A 19,682-nucleotide genomic window follows, 5' to 3' on the forward strand; every position below is an offset into this window, starting at 1 on the left:
ATTGGAAAAACAGTTTTGCCATTAGATTGGGCATACATGAATTCTAGAAGAATAGTGCGGCCTGATATAGATTGGATAAGCATTATTTAGCTACTACTAAACACACATAATAATATTCTATTGACTAATATATTATAATTCGGATATAATATAAATACAAACAAGAAAAATATGAAACATTACACATTAAGAGTTTTTACACATTTTTAAAACACATTGATACAAAAAGTGAAGGAAGAACTATATGTTCTTCCTTTTATCTTTTTGAAATAATTTTATTGCGGATATCTAGTTTCGTTACGGTATGATGTAAAAAACACAAAAACCTTGATTTTTCAAGGTTTTCTTCATATGGAGCTGGAGATGGGACTCGAACCCACGACCGGCGGTTGTTCGTAAGGTAGTGCAAATTTCAAATGCCTTTTGAATTAAAGAAGTCCATCAATCGTAGATTGAAAGCCTTTTTTATATCACGCAAAGCTTTTATATTTGAGTAATTGAAATTGAATAGCTGGGTTTTTTCAGTAGCTGTCATCTCTATCTTTGAAAACTGATCAGTAAATTTAGATTGTGCTTGCTCAAGCAGTAACTCCAAAAATTGAGTTTTCTCACCATACGTTGGTTCTTCAAATTCACAGACCAAGTCAAATCTTGTTTGCAGCTCTGGTGGAATAATTTTCTTATATTCAGCTTCATTCTGCAGATTGGATGTAAAGACTATTACATAACCATCCAATTCATATTCTCTGGCCATTGAATCGGTGAATTTCCCCTCTTCAAGCAATTCAAGAAAGAATGAAAAGACTGGTCTTGTAGTTTTCTCAAATTCGTCGCATAAAATAACTCCAACATTACTCTTTTTCACCTTATCGCTTAGTTCTCCATGTTCGCATCCGATATAACCCGCCGGACTACCTATTAAACTGTTCAGTGCATCTTGGCTGCTATAATTCTGAAAGTTAATCTTAGCTAAATAACTGTCTTGTTGTAATCCGTTAGCAAGTAAACGAGCTACCTCTGTTTTACCAATCCCTGAAGCACCTAATAAGAATAAAGATAATACCTTTTGCTCCTTCGCTTTATTCAACTCAATAAAATTCTTTAAGTAATACTTAAATTTTTCTTTGAAATGTGAATGTCCAATTAGGTTATGGTTAAATTTTCTAATAAATTCATCAGTTTCAGATTTTGATAGAGTAGTTAATTTAACTATCTCTTTTTCCACACGACCTTCAACCTCAGATATACCCTCAAGGTCAGGAAGCAATTTTTTGATGGGTTCTTGTCCAGAGAAATATAAAGGGAAATATCTCAGTATGGTATCTATTTGAGCTGCCAAAGATATTACTTTTAAATTCTGAAATTGATTTATAAACATTTCGAGAGCATAAATAAGATTTTTATTATCTTCAATTGCATGGGAAACAGATGTTAAATCTACTATTGCCACCTCTGCGGACTTATTAAATTTTTCGAGTTCCGATTTTAAGTCACCAGATGCACGGGAAAAAGTGGCTAAAGGAATATTGCGAACGTTAGCATATTCAATGATTTTTGTCAAATCGGTTGTATTATAATATACATATATCGGTTGACGAGTAAGTAGCATTGCAATTGCGGATTTCTCTATATCATTCGAAGCATCATTGTTTTTATAGAATGGCTCATACGACGAGAACAAATCCGGAAAGAAAAACACAGCATCAGCTGCAAGTGATTCTTCAAGGATTATCTTGGTTTCTTCCGTCATCTCCCTAAAGTTTAATCGCGCAGGATAACAATTTTCTTTGTTAACTCTTAGATAATATATTAAAGCAGAAATATCAATAACTGAATCGGGTTCAGATTCTAACAGCTCTTTTGTCTCCGCAAAAATAAATGGATAAACTTCAAATTCTTTCTGTATCTTACGGAACTCATTTATGTCTTTATATGTATACAAAGTATAAAGAGACATTCTTCAACCCCTTTTCAAATTACTAAGCCAAATGCCAATCTTGTTCCACCAATGCAATTTAGTCGTTTTCAGTTCCTCTAATTTAAAAGCAACGTCCTGTATAATTGCTAAAGTATCAATGAAATGATACTCGTCTTGTTTTTGTGTTGCTTTCCCTTCAATTGAAACTGGTGGCGTGGAACTCTTAATAATTTTGGAAGCATTGTTCGCCGACTGACGAATACCTATTTCCTGAAGATAAGTAAACGTATTCGATGATATAAATTCTTCTTTTACAATTCCTTTGAACATTCCAACAACCGAGACATGGCCAATAAGTAAATCGTCTATATTATATTTGTTTTCAAACTCCGTTTGTATTTCAAGAGGTATTTTAATAATAATTTCAGTAATAGCAGAATCTTTTTTACTGTCGGCTACAGAACCCTTAAGTATGTAGGCGTAATCTTGCAGCATGGAGCTAATAAGATTATTGATCTCCATGCCTTCAACCCTAACCCCTTTTAAAGCATCTCGTCTGAGAATTAAAAACTGTCGCAGGCTTTCTTCATCTAACAATTCAAGCTTGACATTATCAATCTTAACAAGGTCACCTTCACTTAACTCCTCAAAGTTTTTAACATTTGCGCATCGTTCAATTACTCTTCGGAGCAATATGGATTTAGTCGTTTTCACATCTAATGTTTCTATAACCTTCGAAGAAGAAAACGATGTTTCTCTCGCATCTGAAGATATTGAAGCTTTTATTCCATCAAGAAATGTTTTCGTTCCTTGGGCTGATATTGACGATGTAAAGCCATATTGCTCCTCAAAACTTTTACTATGATCTTTTTCGATTTTAGTAAGAATAACGTTGTTTATCATCATGGCAATTTCATAAACTTTTGAGAAATTTAAATAATAGATATTAAAATCTGTCGATTTCTTATGCTCCAAAACTGCAACCCCCTGTTTAAAAAGTATATGTAGAATGCAACTACCATTTAAACCCGTCGAAATCGACGGGTTTATTCATCCAGCATTAGTTTCTTTTTTGAATTTCTAAGCTTGCGAATTTCCTCGCGCTCAATAGTATGAATGTTTTTCTCCGGAACAGGCAGGTCTTCTGGAAGGGTAGCCCCCATTTCAATAATGGCTTTACGGATTTTTTCACCGACCTCGTAATGGGTATTATTTGCGGCTTCCAGCGTAGAAACCTCATCCCGCTTCAGCTTTTCTTCGGTCTGCGAAATTCTGAACAGATTAGCAATCAGCTCTGTGCTACCCATATAATCAAGGATTTTATCGTTTTTCTTCAAGCCTTTTCTTGTATGAATATCGGAGACCGTCATGCCGCCATAAAGCCCCATGTATCCGGCATTCTGGAAGATTGCAAATTCCTCATCGGTAATAACTCCGGCATTGTGTGCCGCTTCAGCAAGGAGCTGATTCCATTGTTTTATATTGCCGCGAACAACTAACCGCTTGTTGTTTTCGTCAAGCTGATTAAAAGCATCCTGGACTTCCTGACGCCGCGTCTGTATAGCGAAATAGGTTTGACCCAATGCGATAATTTCTTTTCTCGGATCGCCGTTTTGAACAATTAAGTAACAGGCATACCTTGTGAGTTCAAAATCCGTTGTTTTTCTTTTTCCGCCTTTGCCTATTTCTATCATTTTGTTGACCTCAACAAAATGATCCAACACGTTGAAACCACTGTTTTTACAGGCGAGTATGGCTCGGTCAACAACCTTCTGAAAATTGCGCCATTCAGTATAATCTAAGACTTTAGCAAGTTCGCGAGCGTTCCAAAATTCGATTCCGTTTTCACGGGTATGCTTTATTCCTTCAAATGATTTGTATTCTTCAGCGTTTAAATTTGACATTTTTCATCCTCCGTGCCGCTCCTTAAGGGAGATTATCTTGATTTCGTTATATCATATCCCGATGCACTATTTTCACTTTTATCATAAGCATTATCTATGTATTTCTGGGGGTTAGCCAGAAAAGTTTCTTCTTCCACATAAGAAATATACGATCCGGTCAAGGCATCAAAGGTTTTACAGGTAGGACAGTGATATTTTTGCGGATTTTGGTTGAACCTGTTATTGTTGATAATATCATAAACCTTTGACGCTTCATAGGAAGATGATTGGCAGCCATCGTCATTAGTATGAGTATTTTTGAACCAGCTATATCCGCCGTTTTGTTTCATAATGACACCGACAACGCCGTTCGTCTGAGATGTCCGCCCCTTGCGAGTATAGTTCTTTAAGCAGTATTCAATCTCCCAATCAATCCATTTACTTTTTTTGATGTTCGGAGAAATAATAACGATGGTAACAGAGGTATCGTACATCATGTCGGCGAGATTTTTTCTGATGTTTTCCGTTTTAGTATCGGTCAAATCAGGAGAATCACTCGTTTCCCCTTTGTAGTAAGTGGCGTCATCGCCCAGGGCAGTGATAATATCATCTCTCAGCGTTTGAGCTTCGCTGTACTTATAGGATATAAATGTTTTATGCGCCATTATAACCACCTCACTTGTTATGCTTACGGGCAGCAGATTCTATCCAGTTTCCTAAATTCTGATAGCCATTACCAGAAGAGTAATCGTAAATGCCATCAGCAATGGCATCAAAATATGCGGGTGAGCCGTTATTGTAATATCCAATAATCGTATGCACATTACCTTTCAGAGAAGATATACCTTGAACCATATCCCTGATTCCATTAATATGGACGCCTATAACCCCATTTCCTCGCTGAAGGCTCTGACATATTTCATATTGTACAAACGGGCGGTTCAATGTTTCGGCACCAATTAAAACAACGGTGACCGAGGTACCTTCAAGCTGTTTGTCAATCCAATTATGTACCGCTTGATCTCCCTGTCGTTTGACAGCTTCAAAGGCTGCCTTATCAATGAAATTGGCTTCTTTTGTTCCTTGTACTACCCAGCTATTCCGAACAACCATAGCCCTGTTGATATCTTTTTCGTAATGAAAACTGAAGAACACCCTTCTCGCCATCAAACACACCCCCTAAATTTCATAATCACTATTATTGCAATCACTACGACTGCCGGAGGATAAAATAGCCATATGCTGGGTGATTGCAGACAATCAAGGGCTTTCACTCTTGCTTCTTTAACCTTGTCCTTGCCAATTCGAGTGTCCATTGAAAAATCAATGTCTTTTTTATCGGCACGAATGAGATCAAACAAATATCTGAATTTACGCTCCAATTTTAAGTAATAAACATCAAGTGCAAAGAAAGAAACGACAGGAAATACAGACAAAAGAAGAACCCACTTATTAACCTCTGTAAACGAAATGGCTGCAATGCCTGTTATTACAGTAGCGGAAAATCCTTTTAGGATTCCAGAGGTTGTGGACATTCTCGAGATTGCTTCCTGCACCATGCATAGATATTCGACTTTGCCTTCTTTCATATCTCTGTCCCCCTTAATGCAAATAAATTACCTCGCAGGGAAGTAATTTAAGTAGTCCAAGATTTTAAACCCCTCGAATTCGATGGGTTTAAAATCGTCTGAAGGTTCTGCTATTTAGACTTATTATACCAAAATATTCCTCTGCTCGCAATCGGTATTCATCCGGCAAGATCTTTCGCCAGTTCTTTTGCTTCGGCCACCAGCGCATCGTCAATCTCCACATCCTTCGCCATCGCCATGACCATCGGCAGGCCGAACATCTCCTTCATCTCCACATAACCGATGAATTTATAATGGATGTCCACCCGCTGGCTCTTGTTGCCGTCAGGGTTATCTGTCTTTTCATAGACGACGATTTTCTGTATCAACTCGTTGAGGATGTGCGTATTAAGCTCGGTGATGTCGGTGTATTTCTGTATCAGCGGCAGGAATTTTTCGATATTTTCATATACCGATTCCGCCCGTGTGATGATCTCCGTCAGCTTATTCCGCCGCTCTTTCAAGCCAGACTGCTCTGCTTCATAGCCTTTGGACATGGTTTGGTAGCGTTCCTCGGTGACTTTTTCGAGCGCCAAGTCCTCGTAGAGCTTGTTCAGAATCTTGTCCAATTCAGCGATTCTTTTGTCCACGGTCTTGAGCTCACGCTTGCATTTTTCGGTTTCCTGCTTCTTTTTTTCGGTCTTGACGGCGATGAGCATTTCCTTGTATTTGGGCGTCGCCAGTTTCGCCGCTTTCGCATTCCGGCGGATATCCTCCAGCACGAGTTGCCCCATAGTCTTCCACCCAATGGCGTGAGACGTGCAGCGATCCTTACCGTAGTTCTTATATACCCAGCAGGAAAAGCCGGTGTACTTACCCTTCTTCTTATCGAAGTTGACGTTAAGGGAGGAGCCGCACTTCGAGCATTTGACCAGCCCTGCGAACATCTGAACCTCACCTTTGCTGTTTTCCCGCCTGCGGCTTTTCATCAGCTGCTGAACTGTATCCCATAGATCTCTCGATATAATGGGCTCGTGCATGTTCTCAACTATGATCCATTCTTCCTGCGGGGCAGGGATTCTTTTCTTGTCAAAGAGACCTTTTACTTTCGTTTTTCCGAACACCACATTCCCTATGTAGGCCTGATTCATCAGGATAGACCGCACGGAAGTGGCGTGCCAGTCGAAGGGCTTACGCCAGTAATCGCTCTTGAAGTAGTCGGGATTATTCTGATTGAAGTAGGCCATGGGATTTAGGATTTTGCGTTCCCGCAGGATTTTCGTCATGCGCACATAGCCGACGCCGTCAGCGAACAGCTGAAAAACCTCTCTCACAACATCCGCCGCGGGCGGGTCGATAATGAGCTTATGCCGGTCATTGGGGTCTTTCATATACCCGAAGAGGGCATGTCCGGCAAGGTACATTCCATCCAGCGCCCTCGCCCTGTGAGCCGCTTTTGTTTTGGAGCCAGCCTGCCTTGCGTAGAATGAGTTCATAACATTCGTGAACGCCATTATGAGGTTGTCCTTGCTTTTTGCCGTGTCCACCCGGTCATACAGCGAGATGAAACGAACATCTTTTTCTTCAAAATAATGCTCGATGATGAGCCCCATTTCGGCATACTCCCTGCCGAAACGGCCCAGGTCATTGACAATGACCACATTGATTTTCCCCGCCTCGATGTCGTCCATCATGCGCCTGAAATCCGGGCGGTTGAAGTTCTGTCCGGTATAGCCATCGTCAGAATATATATCGCCGATGGCTATATGGTTGTCCTTGCAGTACCGTGTGAGTATGGATTTCTGGGTCTGGATGCTGCCGCTTTCGCCGAGATCTCCATCATCCTGGCTGAGCCTGCAGTAGATTGCCGCTATTTCTTTTTCCATCAAAACACCTCTCTTTCAGCAACACACAATACCATCAATCCGTTTCAATAGCTATACAATTCTCCGATTTTTCGTTCGGAATTTTACCGGCTTCGGTTGCCCGAAAGGACTGCTGTATAAGGTCGCCAACCTTGTCAAAAATGAGCTTTTCCCCATCGAAAAAGCTGAAGGTGACATACTGAACCCCGCCTATAATCGTGCTGTTGACCCTGAAATCTCCTTTGAATAAAAATGGCATAGTGAGCCTCCTTGTCATAAATATTGACAGCTACACGTCCTCGCTGTGCTGAAATTTATATGCATCTTCAAACTTCTGGACACCTTCCAAATGCCTGATGTCATACTCGCATTTATCACGAAGACGCCGGAAATCTTCTCCCGATATCTTGGCTTGAGACGCTAAAATGTGTGAAATCAGCGCCAGCTCGACGGCAATTTTGAACTGTCCCGTGCCAAGAGATTTCCCAATTTGCTCAACCTTTTGCTGTGCTTTGCTAGCAAATGCGCTTTCAAAATACCTTGAACTCTGCTCTGCATTTAAGTATCCGGCGTAGTATTCGATAGCTTTTTCGACGAAAGCATTGCGGGAACTGACCTCCGCTTTCCGGAGATTTTCATCACAGAGAGACAGATGTTTCTGCGTTATGGCCAGCCCTGTCTTGATTCTTTGTTCTAACATGGTTTTCTCCTTCCTGTTTGGTTTTTGAGGGAGGTACCGCTTAACGTGCACCTGCAACCCCAGGCTGAATGCCGTAATACTGCGGACTTTTCTGGATTCCTCATTTTCACCGACACCTTTGCAGGTACCAAACGGCAATTACCGGCACCTAAAAGGTACCGTCCCCGACCCGCATTGCGGGGCGGTGTTTCCGGCGCGGGGTACCGCCATCGACCACGCGCCTTTAACCTGCATGGTTTTCGACCCTATGGTTCACCCTCAATCTGGCGATTTTTATGTCGCTGCAGATTATCAGTTCTGTCCGCTGGCTGGATTCACACCGATACAATCCCCGAACGGAAAGATGAGCCAAGATGGCACACTTTTCTCTGATATAATGCATGCGGTATAAAAAGTTAGCCAACATGGTTACATTTCATCCTTCTGCGTCGGCTGCGACGGTTGCGTCGATAAATTTGATACTGATGCTGTATCTGTTTTGCCGTCATTGCCGACGCAATCGACGCATTCATAGCGGAGACTAATTTCTTTTCTGTCATGTGTGCGCTTCATTTCGAATGTGATACCGCGCTCAGCAAGTCCCGCTTGGTTGCGTAGCATCTTCTTGATAAGAACGTTTGGTCGTATGGCTGCTCCGCACACTTTCTCAACCACGCTGGCCAATTCCGTAGCCGTTCCTGAGAAGGTGAGAAGGGGCTCCATAACGTCAGAAAGATGAATAATGATTTCGTCGCTTGGCTGTGGATCGTCGGTAATGCTATCAGATACCAGACACCAGATATGTGTTGCCTTATCAAATTCAAGCTGCAGCTCACGGTATTCGATATCCCGTCCCACACAGAAGAGAGTGGCAGAGTTCCCGTTGCGCTTGTCCTTTTTAAGGACAAAGTTGGAGTCAGTGGCGCCGCTGATTCCAGTTGTGCCGGAAATCATGTTCATAGGATCGTCATCGTTCATCTTGCGCAGGTGATGGATAAGCAAGATAGCAATCCGGTGCTTGTCCGCCAGATGTTTAAGAATAGTGATATCGCGGTAGTCGCTGGCGTAGGGGTTAGAGTCCGCACTGACCCTTCTTATTCTCTGGAGCGTGTCGATAACGATTAACACTGTGTTGGTATGGGCATTCAGAAAATCCTCAATCTGATTTTCCAAGCCTTCACCGATAACCTCCGACATAGTAGCGAAGTGAAGATTCTCCGGCGCTTCATCCGTGATGTCGAACAGCCGGGTTTGTATCCGCGTGAAGCTGTCCTCAAGACAAAGATAGAGTACAGTACCGCTGGTGACCGGAAAGCTCCACAGGGACTCACCCAACGCTACCCGCAGGCATATTTGTAGTGCCAGCCATGACTTTCCGATCTTCGGCGCTCCCGCAAGGATGTGAAGCCCCTGGGGAATTAACTCGCTTGCGATGAACCTTGTCGGCGGAAGCGGAGTGGTGAGAAGAGTCCCTGCATCCATTGTGATAAGTTTATTTTGCGACATAGTGACCTCCTTTCTGTGTTACCGATTGACTATAAATTTGTTATCGGATACAATCAAAATAACAGAAAAGATTTTCATGCACAAGAGGATAGAACGATGTCAGGTACATTGTGAAAATCCATCGGATACAAGGAGGTTTACCATGAAGGCAAATGCTTATGACCAGTTTTCAGTCTTGTTTTGGGAAGGGAATGTTATGCTTGGCAAAGGAGCAAGCTTTCCGCTAGGACAGATGACAACAGACTTTTTGAATTTGGACGAACAAATTCTGACTGAGATTGATAAACGTGTCAGTGAATTCTCGAAAGAAATGCGTGGTCTCTTTAAACATAAAAATAGCGGAGCTATTATTCCCGTGCAGGAAAAACTGAACGCCATCTGGGATGTAATATTTATATTGCCCTTTTATCGAGATCTTACTTTAGATATAAACACCTCGCGTAATCTATTCCCTATGCTGCTTGAATACAAACAGAAATGGGGGGGAGAGTTTCAAAATGGTTCCGATGGAAACAAAATGTTTATGGAGTTTCTTGATAAGATGGAGTACTTTGCAGAAAGCATCTGTAACTTCAGAGGACAGGTAGCAGGAATGTTGGAACTCTATTTTGAAAATCTGACACGTCGCAACAGCGAGGCCTACGCAGAAGCTTATGCAAGATACTACCAGGACATGGTCGATGCAGGGGCATTATTATTCGGGGATATGCCGTTTGAGCAGGATTTTCCTGTAAAAGTCAGGTTTATTCCTTTACGGCTTCCGACAGGAAAAGGGAAGATTATGCTGGCGGAGGAAGCGAAGTTTTCTTATCTTTCACATTTTCTATATACGGATTTCTACCGGGGTCTTATTGTGGGGAACGCTCCGCGCCGCTGTCATAATTGCGGGCGATTCTTTCTCCTGAATAAAGGCTATGATACCTGCTACTGTAATAACATCGCGCCCGGCGAAACAGAGAAGACCTGCCGAAAGGTAGGAGCTCATAAAAAGGAAGCGCGTAAGGAAGGAAAAACACCTGCGCGCCAAGAGTATAACAAGGTATATAACCGGCTTAAGACCCGACACGCAAGGGGTAAGCTCTCAGACGACGAATGGAACGTTGCCGTTGCACTGGCTTTGGAATATAAGGACAAAGCTGAAGCCGGAATGATCACCGATTCGGAGCTTAAGGAGGTTTACAATAAAATGTGACATGGTTCGCTCACAGCGTACTATATCTGCCGAAGATGAACATTTATGAACTGTCAGCTTCAAAACCATGCGGAACGAACAGAAAGAAGGAGCGCATTTGGTCTGTGTGTGATAGACTCAATACGCTCCTTTGTTATTGGTTATAGATTTGGTGGGACTTCGCCGGGTTTATATGGCGGAGGTGTGCTGACTTTGGTTGGTGCCGGCTGAAACTCGATGTAAATGATGTCGCCTGCCGGCTTCGGCTGCTCAGCGGGAGAAGCGGTTTTTTCACACGGTGTTGATTTGTCACCGCCCATAATCCCGACCTGCATATTGATATCGCCTTCACCATCAACGGTGATGCAGACGCTCCCGCTGCCTTCATCCTTGACCCAGCCGAAACCGGGTATCCACATTGATTTGACGTCATCAATAACAGCTATCGTCCCAGGCTTGAGTTCGGTGGTGGCTGGCGCGGATATTGATACAGCGTGAAGTGTCGGTTTTGCTGGCGATGCTGGTTCTGTTTTTTCTTCTGACGTTATCTCAGTTTTCGGCGGTTCATTTTCTGCGACAGCTTCTACTTCAGGATAAGGGTTATCGGTAGAGAGCAGAAATTTCGGTATTTTCTCTGGCCGAGCCTCGATTTCGGCGGTTACTGCAGTTTTTATCGGCTCAGCGGGTAAATCCTCGACCTCGGCGCTTCCGTGACCACACAGCGGCACACAATGCGGCACAGGCGATAATGGCTATTCTAGTGATGATTTGCTTTTTCATATAGACCATCTCCTCGTCAGCCACAACATACCACAGCTTTCTGGAGATAGCTATTATTTTAATGCTTTTTCATTAAAGGAGTTTTAGCAGAATAAGTTACACTTCTATTTCCCTTCTAAAAAAGCAATTTCTGCATCGATTAATTCCTTTAATTTTCGTAATTCATTCTCACTTAATGTAATGCCCTTGCCCATTTTTTCATGATCAGAGCTCCAATCGCGAATATCATATTTGGGTTCTCCGCCACTCCAACTAATCCTGTTAAACTCTTTACGCCAACCCTTACTACCTTCAGATATAACCCCAAGTTCATTAATAATCTCAAACTTGAAATCTCTTTTCGTATCAGACATCCGTTATTCCCCCTTAATCGGCCATTATTCTCCATGCAGGCTTATTTTCCGTGGCTTTTGAGCCTCGACCTTCAAAACTGAAACGCAATCCACTTTCGTTAATGATTTTCTCGATTTTCATTTTTTCACTGTTAATAAGCGGTACCCATATTATGCCTGACTGCATACGGTTATCTATATATGAGATGCCCGCATTTTTAAAGGAATTGATTAGGAAGTTGCCTTTAGATGAAATCTTAAGCTTTTCAGTCCTTATGTTCATTTGATTGTTTGTCTTAGCAGTAGAATGAATAGTACTACTGGTTGGTTTTTCATATGGTTTTTCAGATTTTTTTATAATTTGTTTCTGAACAAGTGACAAATCGGGGACATTCCCAACTGGTTGAATGGTACGATTTTCTTTTTCTGCAGGCATCATGGTTTCTTGCTTCAATGGCTGAGTAATGACAGGTTCAAATCGTATTTCATTGAGTTCATCACCCTTTTCCGAGTGCCATTCGTCAAGAATCTGTGCGGCACGGATTTTAACATTGTCGAGTAACAAAGACTTTTCTTGTGAAACAGACTCTTCTAATATCGTTTCGGGCAGAATGCCATTTCTGGTTAACTCCAGTTTGACTCGTTCCATAGTTCCTTCAGGGTTACGATAATACTCGCTTCCACGAATACGTATAAACTTCCAGCCAATTCTCTCCAAAATGGCTTGTCGCTCCATATCCTCGCGAACTTTTTCATCTCCACTGTGGAAAGATTCGCCATCGCATTCCACAGCAATGCTTTTGTCTTTATACTGCACTACCATGTCAATACGGTAAGCACCAACATCTTTTTGCTGAATCAAATGATACCCAGAGGCCACTAACGATTTGCCTACGGCTTCTTCAAATGGAGACTCAGCTTTAGCTTTGACTTTTTCGGCAAGTTGTATAAATGCCTTGGGATTTTCCGCATATTCGAGTAAATCACGGCGTAAATCACCACTTTTTAAATCTCTTGAATAATCAAGAGAATGAACGACCCATAATTGATCCTTAGCCCGGCTGGCTGCAACATTATATCTCTGTTTCCTTGACTGGTCAGCACCTTCTCCAGCCATACTGAGTGGACCATCGCCCTCGTTACTGTCAACGAGTGAGAGAAATACAACATCTCGCTCATCGCCTTGAAAATGGGAAGCATCACCACATAAGATACGCCTCTGTTCAATAATAACAGGGTCAATCCTTTTTAAAATAATTTGCTGTATTTTTTCTGATTGCTCATTACCTAAGAGTGAAATCACGCCAAATGTCAGATATTCATATTCTTTCTGCTCCAAACATGCCATCAATAAAGCAACTATTGTCTCGGCTTCTTTTATATTAATCTTTTGCCTTCCTTCACGAATTCCACCGTCCACCCTAAAGTTAACCATAGGTGGCGATATTTGAGTGCTGCTTGCATCTCGAAGCGGTTTAATCTTAAAATCATATGATAGCTTATTACTGTACCCTATAATATCTGGAAGGCATCTGAAATGCTCGCGTAGCATCAATGGCTGGAATGTAGTCCCGGCAATATCATAGAGAGATGTTTTAGCATCATAAAGATGTGCTGCTGGAATGATGTCCTTTATATGCATATCACGCAAAGCATTCATCTTATCAACATCTACACCAACAGCCATTGGGCTGACCTGTTTGTCATCCCCAACTATGATTACTTTTTTAGCCATGTACATGATACAGAGTGCCGAAATGTCAGATTGACTGGCCTCGTCAATGATAACGACATCAAAGTTGTTGTTGGCTGGATTAAGACTCTCCATCGCTTTATTAACCGTCATAATCCATGCGGGGACAGCAACCTGACATTCCACCATCAATTCGCGTGCCTGTTTTCTAAGTGCCGGTGCGTTTTTTCCTGTACCTTTGCCTATTTTCTTGACAGTTAGCTTCCATCCTTGCAATGCTTGCCTCATGCTTAAATTACGCTCAGTACGAAGCATAAGATTATACCATGCGCGGCTGGCAGCAACCTTAGCTGTGATTCGCTGCAACTCACGTGAAAGCATTACCGATTTGTGTTGAAGCTCTTCAAATGGTTCTGCCGTAATAGAGTCTATAATGCCCGCAAACTGTTTCCACTTCCATGCATCAGCAATTGATGGCGGACAAGTCAATTCACCGTGAATTCCAACTCTGTTTCTGATCTCATCAGTCCATTCCGGTGCTATAGGCTCTATAAGCTCCAACATTTCTTCACGCAATGACTTAAGAGCATATTTATTGTACAGCTCAGATAATTGTTGATAGTATTTTGTATATGATTCATGATTACAACTGGTAATAGATTCTTTCAGAGAATTACAGGTTGGGGAGTTCTTGCGCTTTCCTTCAGACAATGACTGTATCATTTGCCTTTTTCTCTCCTCAATATTACACAAGGTAATAAGGAGATTTGCAAATTCAATATAAAGGGGTAACTCCTTTTGAACTTTATTAAGCATTTTTTCTGTGCGCATTAGCTCGGAATCCATTTCTGATTCGCAAAAAATAGCATCTGCAAATAAACCTGCTTGATTTACAAATTGCATCAGGTTTGAGTATTCCTCCTGATACCAGTCAAGATAGCGCTTAATATTGGGTATCATCCTCAAGCCGATACGTTCAGGTTCATCATCAAGCGAACTAAATTCAATCATATCATGCTTTGCAATCAATTCATTCCAAAGAAGAGCAGTCTGACTCCTTTTCTCTTGAAGTTCTAAATAGTTTTGAATCAATCTGCAATCGTTTTCCGATGAAATAGGCAGACCATTAATTTTTATGCTCGTAAGTACCATTTCCAATGACTTGTTAAAAAGCAAGTCAAACTTAGTAATTTTCCCTTTCTTTTGAAAAATCTCGATTATTTTTTGTAAATGTGATGATAATTGGACAGATATTGCTTCCGGCATAATTTCAAAATGACGGCCCAGCATCTCTGCAACTATTGAATCAGCATAAGCCGCAGTATCTTTAATTGCATTTATCAGCTTATCCCATCTTTGACGATACCCGCCTCCCTTATTTCCATCCACAGCTGCATGAATCATCCAGCCATCTATATCTTTAAAAGAGTTTACATAATGAGAGAGCTGCTCTAGTCTTTCCGCGGAGGGGTTTTGGACAAATGGATTAGCAGGAGATCCTCCATTTCTATGTATGGACTTCTTATCCAGATTAATATCAATATTAAGATTCAATTCTTTTGAAATCTCATCAATTCTTGATTTACATTTTTCACTGCTCAGTAAGTCATTTTCAAACGATGAAGGAGATAAAAGAACATCAATTGCTGGAATAGAACAGGCCAATTCCTTTTCCTCTGACTCTGTTATACCTACATTACTATGATAAAGCATAATGAGTTGCTCAACAGTAACGGGCAGAGGGTGAGATAGTTTTACTTTCCCAGGAATGTATGATAATTCAGCCGCATTGGCATTAACAAATGCGGCGACCTCGGCCGGGGAATAGCTGTCTCCGTTATAAACAATGGGCTCAAATTCTTTGTGCTTAATGGTAAAAATCTTTTTGCGAACTTCAGCTAATTGTTGCATAATTGATGCACGCTGCCGTGAATCTGTTTCATCTTGTCTTTTCAACTCGTTTGCAGTATGTCTGGACATATATTCTGTGATACCATCGATAGAACGTACCATGTCAAGATTCGTGTCATCCAGGACAGAAACACACAAGTCTTTGATTTCATTGGGTAATTTTTCTTTGAGTACAGAAAGTGCTTTTTTCGTATGACTGGTTACCAAAACACTTTTTCCTTGTGCCAGAAAATGTCCGAGTAAATTCGCAATAGTATGAGTTTTTCCTGTGCCAGGAGGCCCTTGTACCAAAACAGCATTATAATGCTCTATGCGTTCGGCAATTTCAAGCTGCTCTCGATTTGCTTCCTTTGAAAGTAAAATAGAAATGCTTTCACCACTTATGGCAGCAAGTTGCTCCTCAATTGTTGGCTCATTCTCATTTTCCGGGATTTCTATAAGCCCTCCATCCACTAAATCAATAAGATGTCCAGGAACGCGACCAGTTCCTTCTATTGTCTTTATGATTTCTTCAATTGTTTTAAGAGTCCCATCGATACGCTTTCGAGCAAAAAATACCGGATTTAGTGTTGTAATAATCTTGTCTGAATTACAGATTTTATCTTGCTCATCCGTAATAAAATGACTATCTGGGCAGAGCCTGTGTGTCAAAATTTTAAGGAAATCCGGGGAATCATTGCGATCCAAAGGGTGATAATAATTCTCGCGTAGGGTTTCTTGAAGTTGCTTTACAGCACCATGATTGATTTCACGCATTTCTTGAAAAAGTAACGTGTAAAGTTCTGGTTCTGTAACCGTGTCATGGATGCTAATGATATTCTTTTCGGCATCAAATTGAAGCTTTACCGGCTTGAGAAGTATTGGATGGTTAATGGCATTATTACCTACTTCTTTTACAATTCCGTTACCGACCATAATCTCAAGTGTTTCTGATTCACGCTCCAAATCGGTATATAATTCAAACAATTGTGCAAAGAATTTTCTTGTCTTATCAATAACACGTTGTTTTCCAACCCAAATATCCCTTCGTGCATTCCATGACTCAAAAACACTTATGCGTTGTTTTGAATCGCTGAATTTTTCAGATTGATATTCTTTATTATCTGAATTTTCATCATTCTGAGATAGAGTGTTTTTAATTTTAACTTCATTTGAAAAGTGATCCCAGCCGGGTTCTAACCACTCTGAAATAACGTCATGTGGTTCAGGGCAACGCTGAAAATCTGGCTTTTTTACCGCCAGCAGAACTGTATCATCGCTTGTTTCTTCTTCGACTCTGTCTCTGTAATATATTGATATGTATTCTGGCGCATCGGGAATATCTTTTAAATAACGAGTCCAATATTGTTTATCAACGTCTTTAACAACTCGATATTTCAGCGCACACAGTTGTGCTATATATTTGTAAAGAGCAACTATTTTCTCTGTGTTTTTCATGAGCACACCTCACCAAAATAAGATAACATTTATCGATGTGTTTCTTTCGCTGCCTTAGTTCGTTCATCGTCCCGCATTCACGACGCCACTGAATCGGACCCCGAAGCCCTTCCTCCTGGTGGTGCTTGCCACCCGGTGAAGTGGTGTGTTGATGTCGAGTAGATAAGCGAAAGCCCTTATAGCCGTATTAATAGCACGTGAATGCCTTGTTATGTGGAGTTCCCTGTCCTCAGAGACCAGAAGTCGGCAAGGAGGCCGATTCCTTAAAAATATCATTACTTATCATCATTTATCCAGTATTCAGAGAATCTTTCATACGCTAAAGGTAAGCCCATTCGTTCGATTGTGTCGCAACAATCAATAATCGTACACCATTCCGTACCATTAAATGCAGGTCCTCTCATACCTCTACCAACAATCTGTTCATATAAAACATCACTCATAATTGGGCGACATAAAACTATATGATCTGTTTTTGGAGCATCAAAACCAGTGGTTAGAACACCATAATTGAAAATGAACTCCAAATCCCCTTCTTTAAACACGTTAATAATACCTCTGCGTTCCATTGCATCAGTCTTTGAAGATACTGCACTCGCCTTTCTCCCTAAATAATTTAAAATAGCGGATAAATGCTCACCATGCTCAACTGTACAAGCATATACTAATGTTTTGCTTCCTTTAGGAATCTCAAGTAGCCGCTTAACCAGTTTCTGATTCCTATCATCATCAAGCGCAAGTTTTCTCAATATTCCTTTGTCAACAGTGCTTTCGTCCGAAAGTTCAATTTTTCCATTGCTGTTTCTAATTTCTTCTAATCTTTGAATTTCTGATTCAGTAAATTTAATCGTAACGTTGTTTCTTACTATTTCATGTCGTGCTTTTGCAAGATATTTATTATCTTTGAAATATTTTAACGGGTTATGTGGGTCATAACCAACGCCAAGATTCGGTTTGAATAGTATAGCTTCAAATTGATTTACTAGCGACTGTGTGTCAAAATCGCCTATATTATTCCTACCGGGAGTAGCAGTCAACCCACATACTGGGAATAGTTCCTCTCCACATAGCTTCTTTGCTTCATCAAATAGATTGTTATACATATATGTAACTGCTCTATGCGCCTCATCAATAATCATTGCACCAGTATTCTTTAAAATTTCTTCAAGGGCTTCATCTCCAGATTCTATACGCCTGTGTAATTGACTAATGCTTGCAATTACTGCACCTCCAGAACGAATTTCATCAGCCGGTATTCGCTTCCCACCAAAGTAACGATAAATTCTTAAAGGATCTGTAAACTCACAATTTGACCATATTTCCTTTATGCAACTAACAGCTTGTTCGCACAGTTCCTCACTTTGTGCAATCCAAATCAGATATTTGTTCTCTGAAAATCGTGGTTGCAGCCACTCTATAAATGCTTCAACTGCAATTCTAGTCTTTCCGCCACCAGTTGGCAAAGTTACCATACATCTTGTATTATTCCCGACTCTACATAATGTTTCCTTCATTCTGTTTTTCAAATCAACTTGATATTCCTTAAGGGCAGATAATTTACTTTTTGGATTGATTGTCTCAACCGCTTTTGTTTGTTCATTTCTACTAGACAGTCCAGCAAACACTTCAGGAAATCCTGTCGCAGATACAAATTTTCTTGCCCATCGGCCTCCGTCATGCCAGTTTTTCTCTGAAAGCTCAGTAATTTTGTATCCCCTCGCATTATACCCGTTCTCTCCAAATTCCTCGTATAGCTCGTCAATAACACTATCTTCGAGCTTTTTCAATATTCTAGCACGCAAATCTCTCTTTTCTTTACCACTGAATAGACTACATCCTTCTTTGAAAACAGCTAACTTAACAAAATCAAATCCTTTGACCTCGCCATATCCAAGTTTTTTAGTAATTGAATTAGCTACGTTATGCCACTTATTAGAATAAATTTCCTCATGCCATAATTGTGTCGAAATGTTGTACTTCTCAAAAAGTAATATAGTCGTGTATTCGGAACTTAGATTTTCGAGCATTCCGGAACTTAAGAATTTCCAGTTTAGCGAAGCGTATCATTTACAATGAGTAGTGAACATGATAGCCTTTCAATGGCGATGTCAAAAGGCCTGCTGCATATCGCCCTTGACATTAAATCATGTTCACAGAGGCTCGTTGTCAATGATAAACTGGAAATTCTGCGGAACTTAAGTGCTCGGATTCTACTTTGCCAAAAACATAGTCGCTTCTTCAATTTCATAGAATTTTGGTAATCTACTCATTATTTTCCTCCTTTGAATTTGCTCAATAATTCGATAGTCAAAACTCCAGAGCCCGTCCCTATAAAATCCGCGACACGATGACGTGGTGTTGCAGGGAATTTCACATAACTATCGGTTTTTCCGAATCCTTCGGAATAGCCCCAACACGACCAAGGCGATACGCACCAGGGATACGGCCTTTGTCGCAAAGAACCTCAACTCTGCGCTGTGTAAGACCCCACTCTATTGCCTTATTTTTCGACGTGACATAATCCATGGCAAAAAACTCCTGTAAAAGTATGTCAAAATTATTATACATCTCTCAAGCGAACAAAACAAGCGAACTTCCCCAATTAATGGATATACAAATGGACAATAAAAAACGTGCAGCCATTGATACTACACGTTTTTTGCACTGGAGCTGGTGGCGAGAATCGAACTCGCAACCTGCGGTTTACGATACCGCTGCTCTGCCTTTGAGCCACACCAGCATATATGTAAGGGCGGGATTTCCGATCCTCATTTTCATTTTATTATAACGTATTAATCCTACCTTATCAACAATCACAGACCTGAGCATTACGAATGCTCTGCTCTACCGACTGAGCCACTCCAGCATTTATCAACATTTATATTTTACTTCAGGTTCCGTTTCGGCTTCTGAGGCATATCAATCAGAAACTCGGTAAT

The 19,682-nt window shown here is 40.9% G+C and carries 16 protein-coding genes and 1 tRNA gene; 1 reads left to right on the forward strand and 16 read right to left on the reverse strand.

Annotated elements, in window-relative coordinates; translation table 11 throughout:
• Positions 1-412 precede the first annotated feature (412 nt).
• From NC238_10505 to NC238_10550, 10 genes are all read right to left on the reverse strand, one after another.
• Positions 413-1,957 (reverse strand): AAA family ATPase, encoded by a 1,545-nt coding sequence (locus NC238_10505; GenBank protein ID MCM1566360.1) that lies wholly within the window; start codon positions 1,955-1,957, stop codon positions 413-415.
• Positions 1,958-1,960: 3 nt separating this feature from the next.
• Positions 1,961-2,893: a hypothetical protein gene (locus NC238_10510; protein ID MCM1566361.1), complete on the reverse strand. Its 933-nt coding sequence runs from the start codon at positions 2,891-2,893 to the stop codon at positions 1,961-1,963.
• Between the two features lie 71 nt (positions 2,894-2,964).
• Complete coding sequence (dinD, locus tag NC238_10515; protein ID MCM1566362.1) at positions 2,965-3,822, reverse strand: DNA damage-inducible protein D; 858 nt, start codon at positions 3,820-3,822, stop codon at positions 2,965-2,967.
• 32 nt (positions 3,823-3,854) lie between these two features.
• Positions 3,855-4,466, reverse strand: coding sequence for a TIR domain-containing protein (locus NC238_10520; protein MCM1566363.1), 612 nt, complete (start codon positions 4,464-4,466; stop codon positions 3,855-3,857).
• 10 nt (positions 4,467-4,476) lie between these two features.
• Positions 4,477-4,968, reverse strand: a complete 492-nt coding sequence (locus tag NC238_10525; protein ID MCM1566364.1) for a TIR domain-containing protein — start codon at positions 4,966-4,968, stop codon at positions 4,477-4,479.
• Positions 4,968-5,390, reverse strand: a complete 423-nt coding sequence (locus tag NC238_10530; GenBank protein MCM1566365.1) for a hypothetical protein — start codon at positions 5,388-5,390, stop codon at positions 4,968-4,970. Before NC238_10530 ends, NC238_10525 begins: the two co-directional genes overlap by 1 nt.
• 158 nt (positions 5,391-5,548) lie before the next feature.
• Positions 5,549-7,255: a recombinase family protein gene (locus NC238_10535; protein ID MCM1566366.1), complete on the reverse strand. Its 1,707-nt coding sequence runs from the start codon at positions 7,253-7,255 to the stop codon at positions 5,549-5,551.
• 34 nt (positions 7,256-7,289) lie between these two features.
• Entirely contained in the window at positions 7,290-7,493 is a 204-nt protein-coding gene (locus tag NC238_10540; protein MCM1566367.1) for a hypothetical protein, read from the reverse strand.
• A 30-nt stretch (positions 7,494-7,523) separates the two neighbouring features.
• Positions 7,524-8,072, reverse strand: a complete 549-nt coding sequence (locus NC238_10545) for a hypothetical protein (GenBank protein MCM1566368.1) — start codon at positions 8,070-8,072, stop codon at positions 7,524-7,526.
• A gap of 270 nt (positions 8,073-8,342) precedes the next feature.
• Positions 8,343-9,419: a helicase RepA family protein gene (locus tag NC238_10550; protein ID MCM1566369.1), complete on the reverse strand. Its 1,077-nt coding sequence runs from the start codon at positions 9,417-9,419 to the stop codon at positions 8,343-8,345.
• A 142-nt stretch (positions 9,420-9,561) separates the two neighbouring features.
• Between NC238_10550 and NC238_10555 the strand changes: the two genes are divergently transcribed.
• Positions 9,562-10,611: a DUF6076 domain-containing protein gene (locus NC238_10555; GenBank protein ID MCM1566370.1), complete on the forward strand. Its 1,050-nt coding sequence runs from the start codon at positions 9,562-9,564 to the stop codon at positions 10,609-10,611.
• Between the two features lie 140 nt (positions 10,612-10,751).
• Here NC238_10555 and NC238_10560 read toward each other — a convergent pair whose 3' ends face one another.
• The 6 genes from NC238_10560 to NC238_10585 all read right to left on the reverse strand — a co-directional run bounded on the left by NC238_10560 (position 10,752) and on the right by NC238_10585 (position 19,483).
• Complete coding sequence (locus tag NC238_10560; protein MCM1566371.1) at positions 10,752-11,318, reverse strand: hypothetical protein; 567 nt, start codon at positions 11,316-11,318, stop codon at positions 10,752-10,754.
• Positions 11,319-11,474: 156 nt separating this feature from the next.
• Entirely contained in the window at positions 11,475-11,723 is a 249-nt protein-coding gene (locus NC238_10565; GenBank protein MCM1566372.1) for a PC4/YdbC family ssDNA-binding protein, read from the reverse strand.
• Positions 11,724-11,736: 13 nt separating this feature from the next.
• Positions 11,737-16,743 carry an AAA domain-containing protein gene (locus tag NC238_10570; protein ID MCM1566373.1) on the reverse strand — a complete coding sequence of 1,669 codons (5,007 nt, stop codon included), beginning with the start codon at positions 16,741-16,743 and terminating at the stop codon, positions 11,737-11,739.
• Between the two features lie 275 nt (positions 16,744-17,018).
• Complete coding sequence (locus tag NC238_10575; protein MCM1566374.1) at positions 17,019-18,770, reverse strand: DEAD/DEAH box helicase family protein; 1,752 nt, start codon at positions 18,768-18,770, stop codon at positions 17,019-17,021.
• A gap of 343 nt (positions 18,771-19,113) precedes the next feature.
• Entirely contained in the window at positions 19,114-19,269 is a 156-nt protein-coding gene (locus tag NC238_10580) for a DNA-binding protein (protein ID MCM1566375.1), read from the reverse strand.
• Between the two features lie 139 nt (positions 19,270-19,408).
• Positions 19,409-19,483, reverse strand: a tRNA-Thr gene (locus tag NC238_10585).
• Positions 19,484-19,682: the final 199 nt, after the last annotated feature.

Source organism: Dehalobacter sp. (assembly GCA_023667845.1).
Classification (GTDB): domain Bacteria; phylum Bacillota; class Desulfitobacteriia; order Desulfitobacteriales; family Syntrophobotulaceae; genus Dehalobacter.

Excerpts from the sequence above, each read along its gene's own strand:
- NC238_10535 (MCM1566366.1), bottom strand. The coding sequence starts at position 7,255 with ATGGAAAAAGAAATAGCGGCAATCTACTGCAGGCTCAGCCAGGATGAT.
- NC238_10530 (MCM1566365.1), bottom strand. The coding sequence starts at position 5,390 with ATGAAAGAAGGCAAAGTCGAATATCTATGCATGGTGCAGGAAGCAATC.
- NC238_10580 (MCM1566375.1), bottom strand. The coding sequence starts at position 19,269 with ATGGATTATGTCACGTCGAAAAATAAGGCAATAGAGTGGGGTCTTACA.
- NC238_10525 (MCM1566364.1), bottom strand. The coding sequence starts at position 4,968 with ATGGCGAGAAGGGTGTTCTTCAGTTTTCATTACGAAAAAGATATCAAC.
- NC238_10570 (MCM1566373.1), bottom strand. The coding sequence starts at position 16,743 with ATGAAAAACACAGAGAAAATAGTTGCTCTTTACAAATATATAGCACAA.
- NC238_10555 (MCM1566370.1), top strand. The coding sequence starts at position 9,562 with ATGAAGGCAAATGCTTATGACCAGTTTTCAGTCTTGTTTTGGGAAGGG.
- NC238_10520 (MCM1566363.1), bottom strand. The coding sequence starts at position 4,466 with ATGGCGCATAAAACATTTATATCCTATAAGTACAGCGAAGCTCAAACG.
- NC238_10550 (MCM1566369.1), bottom strand. The coding sequence starts at position 9,419 with ATGTCGCAAAATAAACTTATCACAATGGATGCAGGGACTCTTCTCACC.
- NC238_10540 (MCM1566367.1), bottom strand. The coding sequence starts at position 7,493 with ATGCCATTTTTATTCAAAGGAGATTTCAGGGTCAACAGCACGATTATA.
- NC238_10575 (MCM1566374.1), bottom strand. The coding sequence starts at position 18,770 with ATGCTCGAAAATCTAAGTTCCGAATACACGACTATATTACTTTTTGAG.
- dinD (MCM1566362.1), bottom strand. The coding sequence starts at position 3,822 with ATGTCAAATTTAAACGCTGAAGAATACAAATCATTTGAAGGAATAAAG.
- NC238_10505 (MCM1566360.1), bottom strand. The coding sequence starts at position 1,957 with ATGTCTCTTTATACTTTGTATACATATAAAGACATAAATGAGTTCCGT.
- NC238_10565 (MCM1566372.1), bottom strand. The coding sequence starts at position 11,723 with ATGTCTGATACGAAAAGAGATTTCAAGTTTGAGATTATTAATGAACTT.